The organism is Methylocystis sp. (assembly GCF_051061225.1).
Taxonomy (GTDB): domain Bacteria; phylum Pseudomonadota; class Alphaproteobacteria; order Rhizobiales; family Beijerinckiaceae; genus Methylocystis.
This window is the reverse complement of the sequence record NZ_JBPFEB010000082.1, coordinates 73344-91788: the sequence shown is the minus strand read 5'-3', so window position 1 is coordinate 91788 and position 18445 is coordinate 73344. Positions and strand designations below refer to the sequence as shown.

The following is an 18445-nucleotide window of genomic DNA, read 5'->3' as shown; positions in this document are numbered from 1 at the left end:
ACTGGTCGAGGACATCAATGCTTATCTCGACGAGCGCAACGCCAATCCGCGTCCCTATAAATGGAAGGCGAAAGGCGAGGCTATCCTCGAAAAAATCCATCGGGCCCGCGCGGCGCTCGACAAAGCCCACGCCGCTTGAGTTTTTGGGCGGCAATTGAGAGTCAGGACACTAGTGGCGCGCGGAAATGGTGAATTCCCCCGCGCGGATGCGCTCTGGAAGAGACTGCGCGAAGGTCGCCACGGTCTCCTCGCCATAGGTTGCGACGAGTTCGCGCAGGGCGGCGGAAAGCGCCGCATAGGCGAAGCTGTCGCTTTCGATCCCGGCGAGGATCGCCTCGGCGAAGGCCTCGGTCACAAAGGCGAGGGCGGCGTTGTGCTGCTCGCCGCCGCTCTCGCCGAAAGATGCAAATGTCCGTTGCGTCATGGGAGGCACTTTAGACAAGACGCCCCCCGGACGCGACCGGGGTCTTTCCAAAAGGTTAATTGCCGCTTGAAAAAAGCGTTTCGGCCGGGGCCGGGGCGCTTCCGCGAGGGTTACGGAGTCCCGAACCGATAGCTGACCTCGCGGGAGATTTTCGCCGTTTCGTCGAGATAGCGGGCGGTCGCGTCCCTGGCGTTGGGCGTGCAGCGGCGGTAGGTCAGTTCATAGCCGCGAAAGCCCCGGTTGAAGGCCGCGACATATTTGTCGCGCCTCGGCCCCCCCGGCGCCTCCGCCTCGATCAGGGCGGACATTTTGCCGCGCCACTCGTCGCCGTCCTTCTCGCCGCAGAGATCGCGCAGGAAGGCGAGCGCGCCGAGCAGTTCCGACAGGCGCACCAGTTGCGGCTCATAGGGCGGCGGCGGCGCATCGCCAGCGGGCGCGCCGGGCTTGGCGGCGTCGGGCTTTCCGGCGTCGGGCTTCGCCTTCGCCGCGTCCCGCTTCGCCTTGGCGGCGGCGTCGGGTTTCTTCTTCGCCTTTTCGCCGCGCGCCGGCTCGGCGCGCTCCGGCCTGTCGGGCCCGAAAATGTCGAAAATCCCCTGCGCGCTGGCCTGTGAGGCGAGAAGCAGGGCGCAAGCCGACGCAAGGATGACGCCCCGCCTCATGGATAGAGCCGCTCCTTGCGCCAGTCCTGCCCGGGGGCGTCGCGAAAGAAGCGCACGCGGTCATGGAGGCGGAACGGCCGGTCCTGCCAGAACTCCATGGCCACGGGCGCGATGCGGAAGCCGCGCCAGTAGGGGGGACGGGGAATCTCTCCGATCGCATATCTGGCGGCGTAGGCCGCGACCGCCTTTTCCAGCGCGAAGCGGCTTTCGAGCGGGCGCGACTGCTGGCTGGCCCAGGCGCCGATGCGGGAATCGCGCGGGCGGCTGTTGTAATAGGCGTCCGATTCGGCCTCGCTCAAAAGCTCCACCGGCCCGCGCAGCCGCACCTGCCGGCGCAGGGATTTCCAGTGGAACAGGGCGGCGGCCTTCATGTTGGCGGCAAGCTGGCGGCCCTTGGCGCTCTCGGCGTTGGTGTAGAAGACGAAGCCCTCCGGGCTCCAGTCCTTCATCAGCACCATGCGCGCGTCGGGCAGGCCGTCGGCGTCGGCGGTTGCGACGCACATCGCCTCCGGGTCGTTGATTTCCTTTTGCCTGGCGTCCCCGAACCATTGCCCGAAAAGCTCAAAGGGCTCCACGGCCTCGACAAAGTCACCCGTCGTTAACGCGTTCACGCGAAAATCCTCTCTCGAGCGCCGCTCATCGGGGCGCTGCGCGTTTGTAAGGTGGCGCTTTGCTGTTCACGTGTACCAGACATATAACCGCTGGCCCATTTGCTCAATTCCCGCGCGGCGGCGCCGTCGGGACGCTCATCGCCGCCTGCGCCTTGTCGGGTTGCTCGATCGCCATTCCCATGGGCACTTCCGCCGACTCCGCGCTGTGGCGCGGCGCGCCGGAGGATACGACAGGCTCCATCGCCAAGCCCATCCCAAGGCTGTCGCGCCGGCTCGACGCCGAGGACCTGCGCCGCGCCATGGCGGCGCTCGACACCGCGCTCGATCCGCAGGGCAGCGGCGCGCGCGTGCATTGGGACAATCCCCAGTCGGGCGCGAAGGGCTCCTTCACGCCCGCCGGGCAGCCCTATCCGCTCGACGCGAAAATCTGCCGCGCCTTCGTCGCCGAAATCACGGCGGACGACGCAAATGAAAAACTCCAGGGGGCCGCCTGCCGCGAGAAATCAGCGGACTGGACGCTGACCGAGGTGAAGGCCGCCAAGGGCTGACCCGACGGGGATCGCTCTGGCCTGCTGATTGCATACACGCCGTTGTCAAGCTCACGCCAGAGCAAAGGAGACGGCATTGTCCAACGTTACGTCAACGAGCCCCAGCCCACGGCCCGGCACGGCTGCGAATCAGTCCGACGCGCAGCTTCAGGCAGGAGCGCATCCGCAAACCGGCGCGCTGGTCCAAATACTCGACTCTGACGCCGATCCACGCGCCAACCTCGTCGATGAGCGCGCGCGACATGCCGATATGCTCGACAACGCGCCAATCGTTTCGCTTTCCGAGCGCGTTGTCGCCGCTCTCCCGGACACGCGCGAACCGGCGCGTTCCGGTTCACACATCCCGTCCCCCTCTCCCAGCCCCAGTCCCGGCCTGGACGCCCACTTGGGGCCGAGCCCGAGTCCGAGTCCGAGCCCCAGTCCGCTGCCGAATGTGGCGGGCGCCCGCGACGGGCTTCGGCCAACGAACATCCGCATTCCTCGGGAGGTGCTGGACTGGGCGGCGGAAATTCATGAACGCGCGGGAGGCGCCGGGACGCCCGCAATCTATGTCGAAACATCCACGGGCGGGCTGACCTTCATTTGCGGGGACTCTCGCCAGCGGCTCGTCCTGGACGAAGAGGAGTATGAAGAGGCCCTTTCGGCGGAAGGCGAGGGCGGAGAATCGCCCGTCTTTGCCTTCGAGTGGTCAGAAGAGCCGCGGAGCAAGGAAGACGATGCGCTTCGCAAGGCTGCCGACCAGGCGCACGCTGCGTTTCTCAACCGATTTTACCGCATCGACTCGATCTCCTCGGAAGACACGCTGTCGACCTCGACCAGTTCCGATACGTCCAGTTCGAGCGATGACGATGTGCCGTCGAATTGGCTCGGTGGCGCGTTCGGTCAGGGAGGCCGCGTGTCGCACAACAACGCCAACGCCGACGGATCGGGGAGCGAGTCCGGCAGCGACGAGTCCAGCTCGGAGGGCTGATCCCCACGATCAAACGTCATGAGGCGGCGGCGGAGAGGGGGAGACCGTCCGTGCGTCGCCGCCTCCACTGTGATCTTCGTGACAACGCGCCGCACGGCGTCGGCGCAATCTGCTTCGCGCACCATCGACCCCTGCGGAGCGCAAACATGTCGGATCGCATCGGAAACGCCGCCCCGATCGGCGGCCTGCCCGCCACTGTCAGTCCACAAAACAATTTTGAGAACGAAGGGCTGCATCCGCAAACAGGAGCGCCGGTCGTGCTTCTCCCTCCCGAGGATGACCAGAAAACCGCTTTTTTCGGCGAGCATGCGCAGACCGGCGCGCCCGCGCCTCTGCCTCAAGGGGGCGCCGGGCCTGTTTTGCAGGAGAGACATGTGGAGCAGGCCTCGGTCGGCGCCGAGGATGCGAGCCTTTCGCCAAGTCCTTCGCCGAGCCCTTCACCGAGCCCTTCGCCAAGTCCTTCACCGAGCCCTTCCCCAAGTCCATCGCCGAGCCCTTCGCCGGGCGTTGATGCGCAGCCCGTAAGCGCCAACAGCTCTTCTCCGCTTCATCGCGGCGGCGATGGGGGATTCGTCTCCCGCATGAGCGAAAATCAGCTTAACGCGGTGGCGATGGGCCTGAATGGTTTTTTTGAAGACTATCTGGAGCCGGCCCGTCAGGGCGTCGCCGAATTGAACAGGAGGCTCCCGCTTTACATCAAGCCCCTCGAACTGCCGTCGGCGCCGGTCTCGGGGCGTTCCCTCCGCGCGGACACGGACAGGGCGGCGCAGACGGTTCAAGAGATCTTTCAGCTCGGCGAGACGCTCGCCGCGTTCGATGCGCGCTATCCAATCGAAAATAGAACTCTGGGCGATGAGCTTTACAAGTCCGCGACCATCCATCTCGCACATGCGCTCTTATCGTCCGGCGTGTTCGACCGCGACAACCCCGATGTCGAAATGCTGTTTTATGTGGCCAAGTCGGTCCTCGCCAAGGTCATGGACGAATTCCATTCCAACGAGATCATTGCAAGGCGCGGCCGACAGGCAATCGAGAAATGTTTCGCCGAGGCTTTCGCACAAGCGGCCCTGAAACCTTGTCATGCAGCAATCGTCGATAAAATCAACGCTGCGCGCCCGCCTCATATCACTGCCTATAAGACGCCCCTGAACTTCATGCGGCAGCGGGACTGGGATGCGCTGCAGGACAAGGTCGAGGAAACTCTTCTACGGGAGAATATCCGGTGGGAAGGAGGCGCTCTCCCGCCCCGCGCGATCCAGCTCATTGAAGAGTTTGCGGCAGAGAAAGCGCAAAATCTGCCTGATGACGCTCTTCCGCGAGTTGACGAGCTGGATGCGGGGTTCGCCGCTTTTTACTGTGTCTTCTCGTCAATGTGTTCCGTTCTCTCCTTGTCCTATTTGTCCGACGAGGCCATGTCCGGCGCCCTCGAGGTGATCTCCGAACATGTGATAGGGCTCGTCGCAATGGACGCCGAAAGCCGAAAGGAAGACGACCCTCGTGCAAGCGAAACCTTCGACCCTTCGAACGGGCGGCATAACAACCGGGAGTCCGCCAACAACGGCTAGCGCATCCGCGCCATCCGGCTCATGTGGCGGCGCATCAAACGGCGTTGGCCGCGGCGATCCCGGTCACGCCGCGCCGCCCGCGTCGGAGCGACAGCCCAAGGGACATAAAGGACGGCGGATCAATCCGCCTTCCGGTTGATCACCCACAAGGCCGCCACGAAGAGGCCTTTCGAGACCGGCAGAAACAGCAGGGCGGAGACGATCGTCACGAGAACGAGAATCCCCGCCTCCTGCCAATAGGGCATCAGCGGTCCGCGCTCGAGGAAGATGAGCAGCGGCACGACGATATGGGCGACGAGGCCGATGGTGAGCCAGGCCGGCCCGTCGTCGGCGTCCAGTCCCTCGAAGCTCTCGCGGCAATGGGGGCAGGCGTCTTCCCGCGTGAGATAGCTCCTGAAAATTCGCCCCTCGCCGCAGCGCGGGCATTTCATCCGCGCCCCGCGCCAGAGAGAGAGGGACGTTGACGCCGCGTCGCTCATGAGACCTTCCTTTTTGCCGGTAAGGCTTTTTTCACGTTGGGCGCCTGCGAATCAAGCGGCGCCGATTTGGACGCCTTTTGTGCCCGTTTTCGTCCGCGCGTCCCGGGCCGGGACAGGGCGGGGCGGGCGGGCGTTTATAAACGGTCAAGGTTTGTCCTTCAGCCCGGCGGCGCTAATCTCTGCGCTAGCACTCCGGGAGCCGCACACATGTCCTCGCCCTTCGACAGGCGCCGCCTCTTCGTCACGAGCCTCATCGCCTTGCTCGTCGTTCCGGCGTTCTTCCTGTCGGCGCGGGTCTTCGCGGCCTGGCGCGCCGGATATGCGTGGGCCGAGATGGACTGGGACGGCAAGGGTCGCACGACGCTGCTGGATTTTCTCAAGGCCGCCGAAATCGGCAAGCGCCCGGTGCTGGTCAACGACCGCTCCTGCGTCGAATATTACCTGCACCGCGACGGCGTCATCGTGAAGACCGCCTGCCCCTGAGGCGTGGACCTGCTCGAGCTTCGCCGCTAGTATGGGACTCGCGCGCGTGCGGCGAGGCGGAGGAGCTGTGTGAGTCCGCCTGGCGACCGCCGGGGCTCTCCATCCTACCTTCGGCGCGCCGCGTCGCGCATGAGGCGCAGACAGTCGAGCGTCGCGGCCATGTCGAGCGCCGTCAGACCCAGGCTGGTCTCGAAGAGCGGATCGGCCCCGGCTTCGAGCAGCCGCGCCACAGACCGGGCCCGGCCGGACGAGGCGGCGAACATCAAGGCGGTGGCGCCTGTCGCATTGACGTGCTCGACGTCGATTCCGGCCTCGATCAGAACCCCCATGGTCTCGACGTTCTCATTGACGCAGGCGAGCCAGAGGGCCTGATTGCCGTCGGCGTTGACTGCGTGGAGGTCGGCGCCGGCCGCGATCAGCTCCCGCGTCAGCGCGGGGCCGCCGAGCCGCGCGGCGAGCATCAGCGGCGTGACCATGTCCCTGCCGGCGCCATTGATCTCGTCCGGCGCAAATCCGTGTTCGGCCAGGAAGGCCCGCAAGGCGTCGCTCGGCATGTGATCTGGCTTTCGTTCCGGTGGCTCCGGGCCCGCCGCATGCGAAGTCGGGGCCAGCCGCCGGAGGGCCCGCCATTGCCATCGCGCCGCGTCTGCGCTAGCTCGGCGCATCCTTTTTCCCGCGCCACAGAAGCGCGAGCCCGGAGCCCTGCCTCATGAAACTGCCCAATCAGTTCTACCGCCCGCTGGCCATCGGCGCGCCGGCGCCCTATCGCGAGCCGCCGGTCAAGGTCGAGCGCATGATCCATTTCGTGCCGCCGCACATGGAGAAGATGCGCGCCAAGGTTCCCGACATCGCCAGGCAGGTGGATGTGGTGCTGGGCAATCTGGAGGACGCGATTCCGGCCGACGCCAAGGAAGCCGCCCGCGCGGGCTTCATCGAAATGGCCAAATCGACCGATTTCGGCTCGACCGGCCTGTGGACCCGGATGAATTCCTTAAACAGCCCCTGGGCGCTCGACGACATGATCGAGATCGTCGGCGCGGTCGGCAACAAGCTCGACGTGGTGATGTTGCCCAAGGTCGAAGGCCCCTGGGACATCGCCTATCTCGACCAGCTTCTCGCCCAGCTCGAGGCGAAGAACGGCGTCACCAGGCCCATCCTGATCCACGCCATTCTGGAGACCGCCGAGGGCGTCAAGAATGTCGACGCCATCGCCGCGGCGAGCCCGCGCATGCACGGCATTTCGCTGGGTCCGGCCGATCTCGCGGCCTCGCGCGCCATGAAGACCACCCGCGTCGGCGGCGGCCATCCGGAATATAAGGTGATCGCCGACGCCGATCCGGGCGCGGGCCTGCGCGCGACCTTCCAGCAGGACCTCTGGCATTACACCATCGCCAAGATGGTCGACGCCTGCGCCTCCGCCGGCATCAAGGCCTTCTACGGCCCCTTCGGCGATTTCTCGGACGCGCCGGCCTGCGAGTCCCAGTTCCGCAACGCCTTCCTGCTCGGCTGCGCGGGCGCCTGGTCGCTGCATCCGACCCAGATCGAGATCGCCAAGCGCGTCTTCTCGCCCGATCCGAAGGAAGTGGCCTTCGCCAAGCGCGTGCTGGAGGCCATGCCCGACGGCACCGGCGCGGTGATGATCGACGGCCGCATGCAGGACGACGCCACCTGGAAACAGTGCAAGGTGGTGGTCGATCTGGCCAGGCAGGTCGCCGCGAAGGATGCGGATTTCGCGAAGATTTACGGGTTGTGATCGAGGCGCGCCCCTGACATGATGTATGAGAGGCGCGTCCAGAGGTGGACGCGCCTCTTTTCATTTGTGCTCCGGGCGGCGTGGCCAAGATTGACTTCCCCGCCACATCCGCCTAAGCAATCCTCCACTCTCGAAAGAGAAAACCGTTCAACAGCCCAGCCGCCCTTCGAGACGGCAGGCCAACGCCCGGCAGCGCGATGCGCCCCCGGGCGCGTTTTGCTTTGGAGCGGCGGCTGGCCAGAGTCGCCCGTCGCAGGAGAGAAAACATGTTCGAGAGCCTTTCCGACAAGCTCTCCGCCGTATTCGACCGGCTGACCCGGCGCGGGTCGCTGACCGAGGCCGACGTCAGCGAAGCGCTGCGCGAGATCCGCAAGGCGCTGCTCGAAGCCGACGTCGCCCTCGACGTCGTGCGGTCCTTCGCCGACAAGGTGCGCGACCGCGCGGTCGGCGCGGGCGTCATCAAATCGGTGTCGCCCGGCCAGATGGTCGTCAAGATCGTCAATGACGTGCTGATCGAGACGCTGGGCGAGACGGCGCAGCCGATCGACCTCGCCGCCAAACCGCCCGTCGCGATCATGATGGTCGGCCTCCAGGGCGCGGGCAAGACCACGACCACCGCCAAGATCGCCAAGCGCCTCAAGGAGCGCCACGACAAGCGCGTGCTGATGGCCTCGCTGGATGTGAAGCGCCCGGCCGCGCAGGAGCAGCTCGCCGTGCTCGGCCGTCAGGTCGAGGTCGACACGCTGCCCATCGTCGCCGGCCAGACGCCGATCCAGATCGCCCGCCGCGCCATGGAGGCCGCGCGCCTTCAGGGCTATGACGCCGTGCTGCTCGACACGGCGGGCCGCACCCATATCGACGAACCGCTCATGCAGGAGATGGCGGACATCAAGTCCTACGCCAGCCCGCATGAAATCCTTCTCGTCGCCGACTCGCTGACCGGTCAGGACGCGGTCAATCTCGCCAAGAACTTCGACGAGCGCGTCGGCCTCACCGGCATCGTATTGACGCGTATGGACGGCGACGGGCGCGGCGGCGCGGCCCTCTCCATGCGCTTCGTCACCGGCAAGCCGATCAAGCTCATCGGCACCGGCGAAAAGTTGGACGCGCTCGACGAATTCTCGCCGAGCCGCATCGCCCAGCGCATTCTCGGCATGGGCGACATCGTCGCCCTCGTGGAAAAGGCGGCGGCGTCGATCGACGCGGAGGAAGCCCGCAAGGCGGCCGCGCGCATCGCCAAGGGCAAGTTCGACCTTCAGGATCTCTGCGACCAGCTCGCGCAGGTGGAGAAGCTCGGCGGTCTCGGCGGCATCATGGGGCTTCTGCCCGGCGTCGCCAAGATGAAGGACCAGATCGCCAATCTCGACGAGGGGCTGATCAAGCGCCAGCGCGCCATCATCCTCTCCATGACGCCGCAGGAGCGGCGCAACCCCGACCTCCTCAAGGCCTCGCGCAAGAAGCGCATCGCTTCTGGCTCCGGCGCGCGGGTCGAGGATGTCAACAAGCTCCTCAAGCAGCATCGCCAGATGGCCGATCTCATGAAATCCTTCGGCGCCGGCAAGCGCGGCGGGATGATGGGCAAGGCCGCCCAGATGGGGCTCGGCCCCAAGGGCATGGAAATGCCCTCGCAGGAGGAATTGCAGAAGTTGCAGGAGAAGCTCGGCGGTGCCCCTCCCGGCGCCCCCGGCATCCCGGCCGCTCCCCCGGCCGATCTCCTTGCTCAAAAGCCGAACCTTCCGGGGCTCGGCGGCGGACTGCTGAGCGGACTCAATCCGTTCGGAAAGAAAAAGTAACCATAGACTGAAGGAACCTGTCACATGTCTCTCAAGATCCGTCTCGCCCGCGGCGGCGCCAAGAAGCGCCCCTTCTATCGCGTCGTCGTCGCCGACTCCCGTTCGCCCCGCGACGGCCGTTACATCGAGAAGCTCGGCACCTTCGACCCGCTGAAGGCGAAGGACGCCGCCGACCGCGTCGTGCTCGACGGCGAGAAGGCGAAGGAATGGCTCGCCAAGGGCGCGCAGCCGACCGATCGCGTCGCCCGTCTGCTCGACGCCGCCGGCCTGCTGACGCGCGAGGCGCGCAACAATCCGCAGAAGGCGCAGCCCAAGAAGAAGGCGCAGGAGCGCGCCGCCGCCGCCGCCGAAGCCGCCGCCGCGGCTGAGTAAGGGGTCAGCCCCCTCCCCAACCCTCCCCCACTTGCGCGGGAGAGGGAGCAGAGCCGGGCCTTCATCGGCCTTGCTGGTCGTGAGGGTCCCCTCTCCCGCGCAAGCGGGGGAGGGACAGGGAGGGGGCCTCGCGGCTGCCGCTATGACCAAGACAAACCTCGTCCTTCTCGGTCGTTTTGGCGCGCCGCATGGCGTGCGCGGCGAGATTCGTCTGCAAAGCTACACCGGCGATCCGGTGGCGATCGCAACCTATGGCCCGCTGACCGACAGGCGCGGCGCCGCAAGTTTCCGTCTTCTCTCCGTCCGCCCGCAAGGCAAGGACATACTCGTCGCCCGCGTCGAGGGCGTCGCCGACCGTTCCGGCGCGGAGGCGCTCACGGGCGTCGAGCTCTTCATCGCCCGCGACCGGCTCCCCGCGCCCGAGGACGAAGAGGAATTCTATCTTACCGACCTCGTGGGCCTCAGCGCGCAAACGCGCGCGAGCGGCGAGATCGGGACCGTGATCGCCGTGCGCAATTTCGGCGCGGGCGACATTCTCGAGGTCGCGCCCGCCGGCGGCGGCGAGACTCTGCTCTTTCCCTTCACCAAAGCGGTGGTTCCAGTCGTCGCTGTTGCGCAAGGCCGCGTGGTGATCGAGCCACCGGCGGAAGTCGAGACCGAAACGGGCGAGGGCTAGAGCATTTGCCGCTCTGACGGACTCAGAGCGGGCTCTCGCTTTCTGTTTTGTGGCGCTTTCTCTCGCCGAACCGGTTTCCACTTCGGCGGAAAGCGCTCTAGCGGTTCGGCGCGCCCCCATGCCATAAGCGGCCCATGTGGCGCGCGACGATCCTCACGCTGTTTCCCGACATGTTTCCCGGTCCGCTCGGACTCTCGCTCGCGGGGGACGCGCTCGCGCGCGGCGTCTGGGCCTTGGAAACGCGGCAGATCCGCGAGCATGGGATTGGACGCCACCGGGCCGTGGACGATACGCCTGCGGGCGGCGGCCCCGGCATGGTCATGCGCGCCGACGTCCTCGCGGCCGCGATCGACGCGGCGGCGCCGGCCGGCGATCTCCGGCCCCGTCTGCTGATGAGCCCGCGCGGGCGGCCGCTCACCCAGGAGAGGGTGCGCGCGCTCGCCGCCGGGCCGGGCGCGATCATTCTCTGCGCCCGCTTCGAGGGCGTCGACGAACGCATCATCGCCGCGCGCAACCTCGAAGAGGTCTCCATCGGCGATTACATTCTCTCTGGCGGCGAAGTCGCCGCGCTCGCGCTCATGGACGCCTGCGTGCGCCTGCTGCCGGGCGTGATGGGCGAGGAGCTCTCAGGGGAAGAGGAAAGTTTCGAAGGCGGCTTGCTCGAATATCCGCATTACACGCGCCCGCGCGATTTCGAGGGGCGCGAGATACCGGAAATTCTGCTTTCGGGAGACCATGCGAAGATCGCGAAATGGCGCCATGAGCAGGCGCTGGCGCTGACCCGCGCGCGGCGGCCTGATCTTCTCGCCGGGCGCAAAGAGTAGCCGCCAGTCGTTGAGGCGGCCTGCCCCTCCCTGACCCTCTCCCCGCATGCGGGGAGAGGGGATCGGGACTCCCTCGCCCCGCGACAGCGGGGAGGGGGGTTGGAGCGAGGGGCGTCAGCCTGCCGGCTTCAACGCCAGCGCCTTCTCGATCTCGGGAAGCGGGTGCTTGGTCAGGTCCTTGTCGAGTTCGCCCGCGACCTTGCCTTGCGCCTTGACGGAGAGGTCCTTGCGGATTTCGCCGAGCGTCCTCGGCGGCGCGACGATGACAATTTCCTTCAGCGCGCCGCTTTCCGCGGCGGCGTTGATGCGGTCGGCCATGGCGCGGGCGAAACGCTCTTCCTCGAGCTCGTGCCAGTCGACATTGCCCATGCTGCTGCGCGCATGCGAGCCGGCCGAGGCGAAGGCGCGGCCGGGGGCGTCGGAGCCCTGCTCGCGAGTCGCGGGATTCTCGTCGATCCGCGTCTCGAGGACGCGCAGGTCGAGAATTTCGGCGTCGCCGTGATTTTGGAAGAACAGGGCCCGCCGGCCGTCCCCGACGAGCACCCAGGCGCCATTATGGACCGCAATCGAACTCATGTCGTCCCCTCGTCATTGAAAGCGTCGCCAGACATGTGGCGGCTCCGGGAGGGGAGAGCAAGCTTGGCCGTTCGCGCCAAAAAGACGCGCCCGCCAGCGTCGATCGCGTGTCAGGCGGCGAGCTTTTCAGGCGCGCCCGCGCCCGTCTTCATCTGTTCCACGACAGTCATCAGCTCGTTTTGGGCCGAACCGGCGACGCCGGCGGCCGCATCGGCGCGGCGGTGAATCCGCGCCTCGTTGAAGGCCCAGGCGAGCCAGCAGGCCGCCGCGATGAACAGGAGCGCCGTAAAGGGCTCGCCATTGCCGAAGATGGACAGATCGGGCGCACATTCATTGGCGTATTCGCAGGCGTCCGACCAGTCCTGGAGATACTGTCTGACCGAGTCCAACATGGAAACCTCCTTGCCAGCCCACGCTCCGGGAAAAACCTTTCCGCTTCGTGGATGGCCTTCTCGCGCATGTCTGCCGCGCTGCTTGTGCATTGCAACATATAATGCGCGCCGAAACTTACGCCAGAGTAAATTTGATCTTGGCCCTTAAAACTATCCCCATGAATAACAAGGCTCTGCGCCATATCGCCGCACTGCAAAAAAATGTCGCAGGCTGCGCAAAATCTGGCCCGACCCTGTAGCAATTCAAACAAAAAGGGGCCCCTGGCGGGACCCCTCTGGATGATCGGCTGTTGAAGGGGCTCAGCCCTCCAGCAGGCGGCGCGCGATGACCTGCGCCTGAATCTCCGCCGCGCCCTCGAAGATGTTAAGGATGCGGGCGTCGCAGAGGACGCGGGAGACCGGATATTCCAGCGCGAAGCCGTTGCCGCCGTGGATTTGCAGGGCGTTGTCCGCCGCCGCCCAGGCGACGCGGGCGCCGAGCAGCTTGGACATGCCGGCCTCGAGATCGCAGCGCTTGCCCTCGTCCTTTTCGCGCGCGGCGAAATAGGTGATCTGGCGGGCGACGTGGATTTCGACCGCCATGGAGACGATCTTGTTGAAGACGCGCGGGAAGGCAAACAGAGGCTTGCCGAACTGAATGCGCTCCTTGGCGTATTTCAGGCCGAGGTCGAGGGCGCACTGGGCGACGCCGAGCGCGCGCGCGGCGGTCTGGATGCGGGCCGACTCGAAGGTCTCCATGAGCTGCTTGAAGCCCTTGCCCTCCTCGCCGCCGAGGAGATTTCCGGCCGGCACTTCGAAATTGTCGAAGCCGATCTCGAACTCCTTCATGCCGCGATAGCCGAGCACCTCGATCTCGCCGCCGGTCATGCCCTTGGCCGGGAACGGATGTTCATCCGTGCCGCGCGGCTTCTCGGCGATGAACATGGAGAGGCCCTTGTAGCCCTTCTCGTTCGGATTGGTGCGGGTCAGCAGGGTCATGATGTCGGCGCGGACCGGATGGGTGATCCAGGTCTTGTTGCCGGTGACCTTGTAGACGTCGCCCTCGCGCACGGCGCGGGTGCGCAGGCCGGCGAGATCGGAGCCGTTGTTCGGCTCGGTGAAGACGGCGGTGGGCAGAATCTCGCCCGACGCGATCTTCGGCAGATATTTGTTCTTCTGCTCCTCCGTGCCGCCGACGAGGATGAGTTCGCCCGCGATCTCGGAGCGCGTGCCCAGCGAGCCGACGCCGATATAGGCGCGCGACAGTTCCTCGGAGACGACGCACATGGCGATCTTGCCCATGCCCGAGCCGCCATATTCCTCCGGAATGGTGAGGCCGAAGACGCCGAGCTCGGCGAGGCCGGAGATGACCTCCAGCGGGATATATTCGTTTTTGGCGTGCCACTCCTGCGCGAAAGGCACGACATTGTCGGCCGCGAATTTGCGCATTTCGCTGCGGATGGCCTCCAGCGTCTCGTCGAGGCCCGAGGCGCCGATGGTCTCGGCCGCGGCGTGATGGTCGATCAGCTCGGCGAGACGGGCGCGATTGGCGGGCGTGTTGCCCGAGAGGATCAGGCGATCGACCGAGGCCGGGCGCCTGGCGGCGATCTGCTGGGCGGCGAGGCCGAAGTCGGCGAGACGGACGGTCTCGCCCTGGCTCATGGGAATGCCGCCATAGACCTGGGCGAGAAGCTCGGCGTAGCCGATCTGGTTGAGAAGCTCCTCGGTCTCGCCATAGGCCCCCTCGGCGGTCAGGCGCTCGGCGTAGTCGATGAGCTCCTTCAGGCCCTGTACATAAGTCGCGAACCAGGCGAGGCCGTGAGCGGCGTGCTGATCGGCTTCGATCAGCTCATTGGAGAGCTTGCCGTCGCGGGTTACGCGGGCGCGGACGCTGGCGAGCGCCTCCTGATAGAGCGCCTCGACGGCGCCGAGCGCGTCTTTCGCGTCGGTGAGCCAATTGGCGGGTTCGAGTTTCGTCGCGACGGCTGCGGTCATTCTTGTTTCCTACCCGGAATGAGGCCCGTTGCAGGGCGGATTGATTGGAAATTTTGCGCTCTTCATGCCGCCATTTGGGCTGCGACGCAACAGGAAGGCCCTGCGCCGCATCATCGCGGGCGCGGGCCTCTGGCGTGATCGCTTTCCTCTATGACGGGCGCTCTATCCCCCGATGCCGAAGGCCGCGATCGCCGCCATATTCATGATCTCCGTATCGGTCGCGCCGAGCTGGACGATCTGGATCGGCTTGTCGAGGCCGACGATCAGCGGGCCGAGCACGGTGGCGTCGCCGAGCTCCTGAAGCATCTTGGTCGAGATGGCCGCCGAGTGGAAGGCCGGCATGATCAGCACATTCGCCGTGTCCTTGAGGCGGCTGAAGGGATAGGCGCCCATCAGCTCCTTGTTGAGCGCGATGTCCGCGCCCATTTCGCCCTCATATTCGAAATCGACTCGGCGCTGGTCGAGCACGCGCACCGCCTGATGCACGCGCGCGGTGCGCTCGCCCGGCGGATAGCCGAAGGTCGAGAAGGCCAGCATGGCGACGCGCGGCGTCAGGCCGATGCGGCGCGCCACGCCCGCGGCCTCGATGGCGATTTCGGCGAGCTCCTCCGCCTCCGGCAGTTCGGTGATCGCCGTATCGGCGACGACGACCACGCGGCCCTTGGCGATGATCAGCGACACGCCGATGACGCGGTGGCCGGGCTTCTGGTCGACGACGCGGCGCACTTCCTCGAGCGCGTTGGAGAAATTGCGCGTGACGCCGGTGACCATGGCGTCGGCGTCGCCGGGCGCCACCATGGCCGCCGCGAAATGATTGCGGTCCTGATTGATCAGGCGCTGGCAGTCGCGCAGCAGGAAGCCCTTGCGCTGCAGCCGTTCGAACAGGAATTGCGCATAGACGGCGTTGCGGTTCGAGAGTTTGGCGTTGTGAATCTCGATGCCGGACACCAGCTCGACGCCGGCGGCGGCGGCCGACGCCTTCACGCGGTCCTCGCGGCCGACCAGAATCGCCTCGCCCAATCCCTGATTCACAAAGGCGACGGCGGCGCGGATCACCTGCTGTTCCTCGCCCTCGGCGAAGACGAGGCGCTTGGGCTCTCGCCGCACGCGCTCATGGATCGTCTGCATCAGCCCCGCGATGGGATCGCGCCGCGCCGAAAGCTCGTGCCGATAGGCCTTCATGTCGACGATCGGCCGGCGCGCGACGCCCGAGTCCATCGCCGCCCGGGCCACCGCCGGCGGCACGACCGAGATCAGGCGCGGATCGAAGGGGGCGGGAATGAGATAATCGCGCCCGAAGCGCGGACGCGCGCCGCGATAGGCGTTGGCGACTTCGTCGGGCACGTCCTCGCGCGCGAGATCGGCGAGCGCCCGCACGGCGGCGATCTTCATCTCCATGTTGATGGTCTTCGCGCGCACGTCGAGCGCGCCGCGGAAGATGTAGGGAAAGCCCAGGACGTTGTTGACCTGATTGGGATAGTCCGAGCGCCCCGTGGCGACGATGGCGTCGGGTCTCGCCGCCCGCGCCTCTTCCGGCGTGATCTCCGGGTCGGGATTGGCCATGGCGAAGATGATGGGATCGGGCGCCATGGAGGCGAGCATCTCGGGCGTGAGCGCGCCCTTCACCGAGAGGCCGAAGAAGATGTCCGCGCCCTCCAGCGCCTCGGTCAGCGTGCGCGCCTTGGTCTCGACGGCGTGGGCGCTCTTCCACTGGTTCATGCCCGCTTCGCGGCCGCGATAGACGACGCCCTTGGTGTCGCACAGCGTCACATTGCGCGAATCGAAGCCGAGCGCCTTGACCAGATCGAGACAGGCGATGCCGGCGGCGCCGGCGCCGTTGCAGACGAGCTTGGCGGTCTTGATGTCGCGGCCCGTCAGCAGCAAGGCGTTGAGCAGTCCGGCGGAGGAGATGATCGCCGTGCCGTGCTGATCGTCGTGGAAGACAGGAATGTCCATGAGGTCGCGCAGCCGCTCCTCGATGACGAAACACTCCGGCGCCTTGATGTCCTCGAGATTGATCCCCCCGAAGGACGGGCCGAGGAAGCGCACGGCGTTGACGAAATCGTCGACCTCCTTGGCGTCGACCTCGAGATCGATGGAGTCGATGTCGGCGAAGCGCTTGAACAGGGCGGCCTTGCCCTCCATCACCGGCTTCGCGGCGAGCGGGCCGAGATCGCCGAGGCCCAGAATGGCGGTGCCATTGGTGATGACCGCGACCATGTTGCCGCGCGTCGTATAGTCATAGGCGAGCGAGGCGTCCTTGGCGATGGCGAGCACGGGCGCGGCGACGCCCGGCGAATAGGCGAGCGACAGATCGCGCTGCGTGGCCATGGGCTTGGTCGACACCACGGCGAGCTTTCCCGGGCGCCCGCGCGAATGGAAGAGCAGCGCCTCCCTGTCCGAAAACACCGGGCGCTCCTGCCCCGTCGGTTTGTCTGTCGCCATGTGATGCGGGCCCCTTCCGGCTATGCGCGATTTTGCGTCGCAACATTACCGCCGAAGCGGGCGCGTTCTCAACATATTCCGGCGCCGCTGCGGAGCGGCGCGGGAAGCGTCCCTTGGGGCGCGGCCGGGGGAGGCGGCGGCCGCGCCCCGCGCAGGAGGTCAGACGGCCATATGGCCTTCGACCTCGGCGCTCAACGTCGCGTCGCCAATGACTTTCAGGGCGTCGCCTCTCAGGTCCGCCGTGAAGGTCAGCTCGCTCCTGAACAGCAGGGGAGAACCGCCCATGCCGGGGAGGTCGTGGGTCTGGTTCTGGTCGTCCTTCGTGCCCGTGATCGAGGCGTTCCAGCTCATGCGCACATCGACGAGACCGTCGGCTCTCGGCTTCAAATCATAAACGACCTTGCCGAGTCCTTCGCTGACGATGCCCGTCACCTCGCCATCCCGGTTACGGAAAGCGCTCGTGGCGCCGGTCTTGTTCAGGTCGGCCACGAGCATGACCGGCTTGTTGTTCTCGTCCTTGTATCCTTCGACGAAGAGCCGGGCGATGTCCTGAGAGAACAGCGCCGTCGCCATCGCCGCCTGTTTGTCGCTGCCCAGGAGCCTGGACAGTTCCACGACGGCGAGGTCGGAACGCGCTTCCTGGGTTTTGTCAGTGTGCGCTTCGCTGTCGTAGCCGCCGATCTGGGTCCGGATGCGGCCCATGTCGGTGTAGCCTCTGCTGGGCGCCTGAAGTTTCTTGCCGTCCGGACCGACCGGAAGCGCGTCGCAATCCTTCATCTGACTGGTGTGGACCTGCCGCTCGATCTCCTGCGAGAGCGACAAGCCCTTTCGCATTGCATAGATTGGAAAGTCCGAGACGCCCAGGGATGTCGACTGCACCTTGCCGGAAATCGCGCCATGGAAGTCGATCGAGACCCCCGGCGGCAGGGCGTCCTTCAGCGCCGACTGCTGCTTGAGCGCCGTTTCCAGGCTGAGGATCAGCGCCTGCTCCGCCTTCTCGGCCTGCTTCTTCTCCTTGCGATCGGCGATGGCGCGCCTCAGCGACGCCGGCGCCTGGCCGATCGCCATGAAGAATTTGGCGATCTTCTGGCCGGCGCGGCCCACGAAATGACGACGGTGATCCGCGCCGCCCACCTGAACCCGGTGGCCGCCGATCTCCCCCTGTCTTTGAGTGACCCCGGCGGAGGCGCGCGGCGAGGCTGTCTTGAAAACGTTGAAAATACCGCTCATTCGAGTTGTCCCTTTCGATCAGGCCCAGAGAACAACGTCGCGGGGGAGGGTGACGTCTCCCGTCCCGACGCCATCGCCGAGAACCAATTTGGTTCCTTCGTCGGACAGCCAGAAGCGGGCGTGCCGAACGAATTCCAGCAGCCGCGACTCGAGATGTCCGGCGTCGAGTTCGGTCACGCGCAATCGCTCGCAGAACACGACGGCGTCGTCCTGCGTATCGAGCGCCAGTCGGCCGGGACCGGTCGCCTCGCCAAGATGATTGGCGTGGAGCAGCGCGCGCAGCATGTCCGCGTCGCGCGGCGCGGGCAGGTCGAGGTAGACCGCAAGTTCAAGCGTCTCGGCGTCCAGCCGAATGAAGACGACCTCGATCGTGCTGTCGAAGAAAAGCGTCGCCCGGCCATTGGGATGGAATCCAAAATCCGCGAGCCCGGCGGCCGTCGCCAGTTCGGACATGGCTTCATCGATATCCCGCATTCGCGTCTCTCCGTTGCATGAAAGCGATAGTGCACGAGGCCGACAGGCGTGCTGTCACAAGCGTGACAGTAAACGCGCAAACCTAGCGAATTCGTTAGCGGCGTTCCGTTCCGGGGATCGGAACATTCGAACCCGCCCCCGGGTTTCGAGCACTCTCGCGCGCTGACGCGCGCGGCGACGCGCCCTCGAGGAGGCCA

The 18445-nt window shown here is 66.2% G+C and carries 20 protein-coding genes; 9 read left to right on the top strand and 11 right to left on the bottom strand.

What is annotated here, in order from left to right; genetic code table 11:
• Positions 1–169 precede the first annotated feature (169 nt).
• The 3 genes from ACR652_RS14610 to pdxH form a co-directional block, all read right to left on the bottom strand.
• Positions 170–424: a hypothetical protein gene (locus ACR652_RS14610; RefSeq protein WP_434507204.1), complete on the bottom strand. Its 255-nt coding sequence runs from the start codon at positions 422–424 to the stop codon at positions 170–172.
• A gap of 110 nt (positions 425–534) precedes the next feature.
• Positions 535–1083, bottom strand: a complete 549-nt coding sequence (locus ACR652_RS14605; protein ID WP_434507203.1) for a TIGR02301 family protein — start codon at positions 1081–1083, stop codon at positions 535–537.
• Positions 1080–1694 carry a pyridoxamine 5'-phosphate oxidase gene (pdxH, locus tag ACR652_RS14600; protein ID WP_434507202.1) on the bottom strand — a complete coding sequence of 205 codons (615 nt, stop codon included), beginning with the start codon at positions 1692–1694 and terminating at the stop codon, positions 1080–1082. The genes ACR652_RS14605 and pdxH overlap by 4 nt, the downstream gene beginning before the upstream one ends.
• 179 nt (positions 1695–1873) lie before the next feature.
• Between pdxH and ACR652_RS14595 the strand changes: the two genes are divergently transcribed.
• From ACR652_RS14595 to ACR652_RS14585, 3 genes are all read left to right on the top strand, one after another.
• Complete coding sequence (locus ACR652_RS14595; RefSeq protein WP_434507201.1) at positions 1874–2242, top strand: RT0821/Lpp0805 family surface protein; 369 nt, start codon at positions 1874–1876, stop codon at positions 2240–2242.
• A 433-nt stretch (positions 2243–2675) separates the two neighbouring features.
• Positions 2676–3212, top strand: coding sequence for a hypothetical protein (locus ACR652_RS14590; protein ID WP_434507200.1), 537 nt, complete (start codon positions 2676–2678; stop codon positions 3210–3212).
• A gap of 581 nt (positions 3213–3793) precedes the next feature.
• Positions 3794–4777, top strand: coding sequence for a hypothetical protein (locus ACR652_RS14585; RefSeq protein WP_434507199.1), 984 nt, complete (start codon positions 3794–3796; stop codon positions 4775–4777).
• 119 nt (positions 4778–4896) lie between these two features.
• On the opposite strand, the gene ACR652_RS14580 is transcribed toward ACR652_RS14585, so the two are convergent.
• Positions 4897–5256 carry a DUF983 domain-containing protein gene (locus tag ACR652_RS14580; RefSeq protein ID WP_434507198.1) on the bottom strand — a complete coding sequence of 120 codons (360 nt, stop codon included), beginning with the start codon at positions 5254–5256 and terminating at the stop codon, positions 4897–4899.
• 207 nt (positions 5257–5463) lie between these two features.
• Between ACR652_RS14580 and ACR652_RS14575 the strand changes: the two genes are divergently transcribed.
• On the top strand, positions 5464–5739 hold the full coding sequence (locus ACR652_RS14575; protein ID WP_434507197.1) for a hypothetical protein: 276 nt from the start codon (positions 5464–5466) through the stop codon (positions 5737–5739).
• A gap of 104 nt (positions 5740–5843) precedes the next feature.
• Here the strand turns inward: ACR652_RS14575 and ACR652_RS14570 are convergent, their stop codons facing one another.
• Entirely contained in the window at positions 5844–6293 is a 450-nt protein-coding gene (locus tag ACR652_RS14570) for an ankyrin repeat domain-containing protein (RefSeq protein WP_434507196.1), read from the bottom strand.
• Positions 6294–6448: 155 nt separating this feature from the next.
• Between ACR652_RS14570 and ACR652_RS14565 the strand changes: the two genes are divergently transcribed.
• From ACR652_RS14565 to trmD, 5 genes are all read left to right on the top strand, one after another.
• Entirely contained in the window at positions 6449–7492 is a 1044-nt protein-coding gene (locus ACR652_RS14565) for an HpcH/HpaI aldolase/citrate lyase family protein (RefSeq protein ID WP_434507195.1), read from the top strand.
• Positions 7493–7758: 266 nt separating this feature from the next.
• On the top strand, positions 7759–9285 hold the full coding sequence (gene ffh / locus ACR652_RS14560; RefSeq protein ID WP_434507194.1) for a signal recognition particle protein: 1527 nt from the start codon (positions 7759–7761) through the stop codon (positions 9283–9285).
• A gap of 24 nt (positions 9286–9309) precedes the next feature.
• Positions 9310–9657: a 30S ribosomal protein S16 gene (gene rpsP, locus ACR652_RS14555; protein ID WP_434507193.1), complete on the top strand. Its 348-nt coding sequence runs from the start codon at positions 9310–9312 to the stop codon at positions 9655–9657.
• 142 nt (positions 9658–9799) lie between these two features.
• Positions 9800–10333: a ribosome maturation factor RimM gene (gene rimM / locus ACR652_RS14550; protein ID WP_434507192.1), complete on the top strand. Its 534-nt coding sequence runs from the start codon at positions 9800–9802 to the stop codon at positions 10331–10333.
• Between the two features lie 134 nt (positions 10334–10467).
• On the top strand, positions 10468–11157 hold the full coding sequence (gene trmD / locus ACR652_RS14545; protein ID WP_434507191.1) for a tRNA (guanosine(37)-N1)-methyltransferase TrmD: 690 nt from the start codon (positions 10468–10470) through the stop codon (positions 11155–11157).
• A gap of 114 nt (positions 11158–11271) precedes the next feature.
• Here trmD and ACR652_RS14540 read toward each other — a convergent pair whose 3' ends face one another.
• The 6 genes from ACR652_RS14540 to ACR652_RS14515 all read right to left on the bottom strand — a co-directional run bounded on the left by ACR652_RS14540 (position 11272) and on the right by ACR652_RS14515 (position 18248).
• Positions 11272–11733, bottom strand: coding sequence for a host attachment protein (locus ACR652_RS14540; protein ID WP_434507190.1), 462 nt, complete (start codon positions 11731–11733; stop codon positions 11272–11274).
• Positions 11734–11843: 110 nt separating this feature from the next.
• Positions 11844–12125, bottom strand: coding sequence for a hypothetical protein (locus ACR652_RS14535; protein WP_434507189.1), 282 nt, complete (start codon positions 12123–12125; stop codon positions 11844–11846).
• A 300-nt stretch (positions 12126–12425) separates the two neighbouring features.
• Positions 12426–14099, bottom strand: a complete 1674-nt coding sequence (locus tag ACR652_RS14530) for an acyl-CoA dehydrogenase family protein (protein ID WP_434507188.1) — start codon at positions 14097–14099, stop codon at positions 12426–12428.
• 162 nt (positions 14100–14261) lie between these two features.
• On the bottom strand, positions 14262–16544 hold the full coding sequence (locus tag ACR652_RS14525; protein ID WP_434507187.1) for an NADP-dependent malic enzyme: 2283 nt from the start codon (positions 16542–16544) through the stop codon (positions 14262–14264).
• 159 nt (positions 16545–16703) lie between these two features.
• Entirely contained in the window at positions 16704–17774 is a 1071-nt protein-coding gene (locus ACR652_RS14520) for a hypothetical protein (protein ID WP_434507186.1), read from the bottom strand.
• An 18-nt stretch (positions 17775–17792) separates the two neighbouring features.
• A complete protein-coding gene (locus tag ACR652_RS14515) occupies positions 17793–18248 on the bottom strand; it encodes a type III secretion system chaperone (RefSeq protein ID WP_434507185.1) in 456 nt (151 codons plus the stop codon).
• Positions 18249–18445: the final 197 nt, after the last annotated feature.

Bases quoted from the DNA above. Each gene is read 5' to 3' on its own strand.
- rimM (WP_434507192.1), top strand. From the start codon at position 9,800: ATGACCAAGACAAACCTCGTCCTTCTCGGTCGTTTTGGCGCGCCGCAT.
- ACR652_RS14515 (WP_434507185.1), bottom strand. From the start codon at position 18,248: ATGCGGGATATCGATGAAGCCATGTCCGAACTGGCGACGGCCGCCGGG.
- ACR652_RS14575 (WP_434507197.1), top strand. From the start codon at position 5,464: ATGTCCTCGCCCTTCGACAGGCGCCGCCTCTTCGTCACGAGCCTCATC.
- ACR652_RS14570 (WP_434507196.1), bottom strand. From the start codon at position 6,293: ATGCCGAGCGACGCCTTGCGGGCCTTCCTGGCCGAACACGGATTTGCG.
- rpsP (WP_434507193.1), top strand. From the start codon at position 9,310: ATGTCTCTCAAGATCCGTCTCGCCCGCGGCGGCGCCAAGAAGCGCCCC.
- ACR652_RS14585 (WP_434507199.1), top strand. From the start codon at position 3,794: ATGAGCGAAAATCAGCTTAACGCGGTGGCGATGGGCCTGAATGGTTTT.
- ACR652_RS14605 (WP_434507203.1), bottom strand. From the start codon at position 1,083: ATGAGGCGGGGCGTCATCCTTGCGTCGGCTTGCGCCCTGCTTCTCGCC.
- ACR652_RS14595 (WP_434507201.1), top strand. From the start codon at position 1,874: ATGGGCACTTCCGCCGACTCCGCGCTGTGGCGCGGCGCGCCGGAGGAT.
- ACR652_RS14580 (WP_434507198.1), bottom strand. From the start codon at position 5,256: ATGAGCGACGCGGCGTCAACGTCCCTCTCTCTCTGGCGCGGGGCGCGG.
- trmD (WP_434507191.1), top strand. From the start codon at position 10,468: ATGTGGCGCGCGACGATCCTCACGCTGTTTCCCGACATGTTTCCCGGT.
- ACR652_RS14525 (WP_434507187.1), bottom strand. From the start codon at position 16,544: ATGGCGACAGACAAACCGACGGGGCAGGAGCGCCCGGTGTTTTCGGAC.
- ACR652_RS14535 (WP_434507189.1), bottom strand. From the start codon at position 12,125: ATGTTGGACTCGGTCAGACAGTATCTCCAGGACTGGTCGGACGCCTGC.
- ACR652_RS14530 (WP_434507188.1), bottom strand. From the start codon at position 14,099: ATGACCGCAGCCGTCGCGACGAAACTCGAACCCGCCAATTGGCTCACC.
- ffh (WP_434507194.1), top strand. From the start codon at position 7,759: ATGTTCGAGAGCCTTTCCGACAAGCTCTCCGCCGTATTCGACCGGCTG.
- ACR652_RS14540 (WP_434507190.1), bottom strand. From the start codon at position 11,733: ATGAGTTCGATTGCGGTCCATAATGGCGCCTGGGTGCTCGTCGGGGAC.
- ACR652_RS14520 (WP_434507186.1), bottom strand. From the start codon at position 17,774: ATGAGCGGTATTTTCAACGTTTTCAAGACAGCCTCGCCGCGCGCCTCC.
- ACR652_RS14565 (WP_434507195.1), top strand. From the start codon at position 6,449: ATGAAACTGCCCAATCAGTTCTACCGCCCGCTGGCCATCGGCGCGCCG.
- ACR652_RS14610 (WP_434507204.1), bottom strand. From the start codon at position 424: ATGACGCAACGGACATTTGCATCTTTCGGCGAGAGCGGCGGCGAGCAG.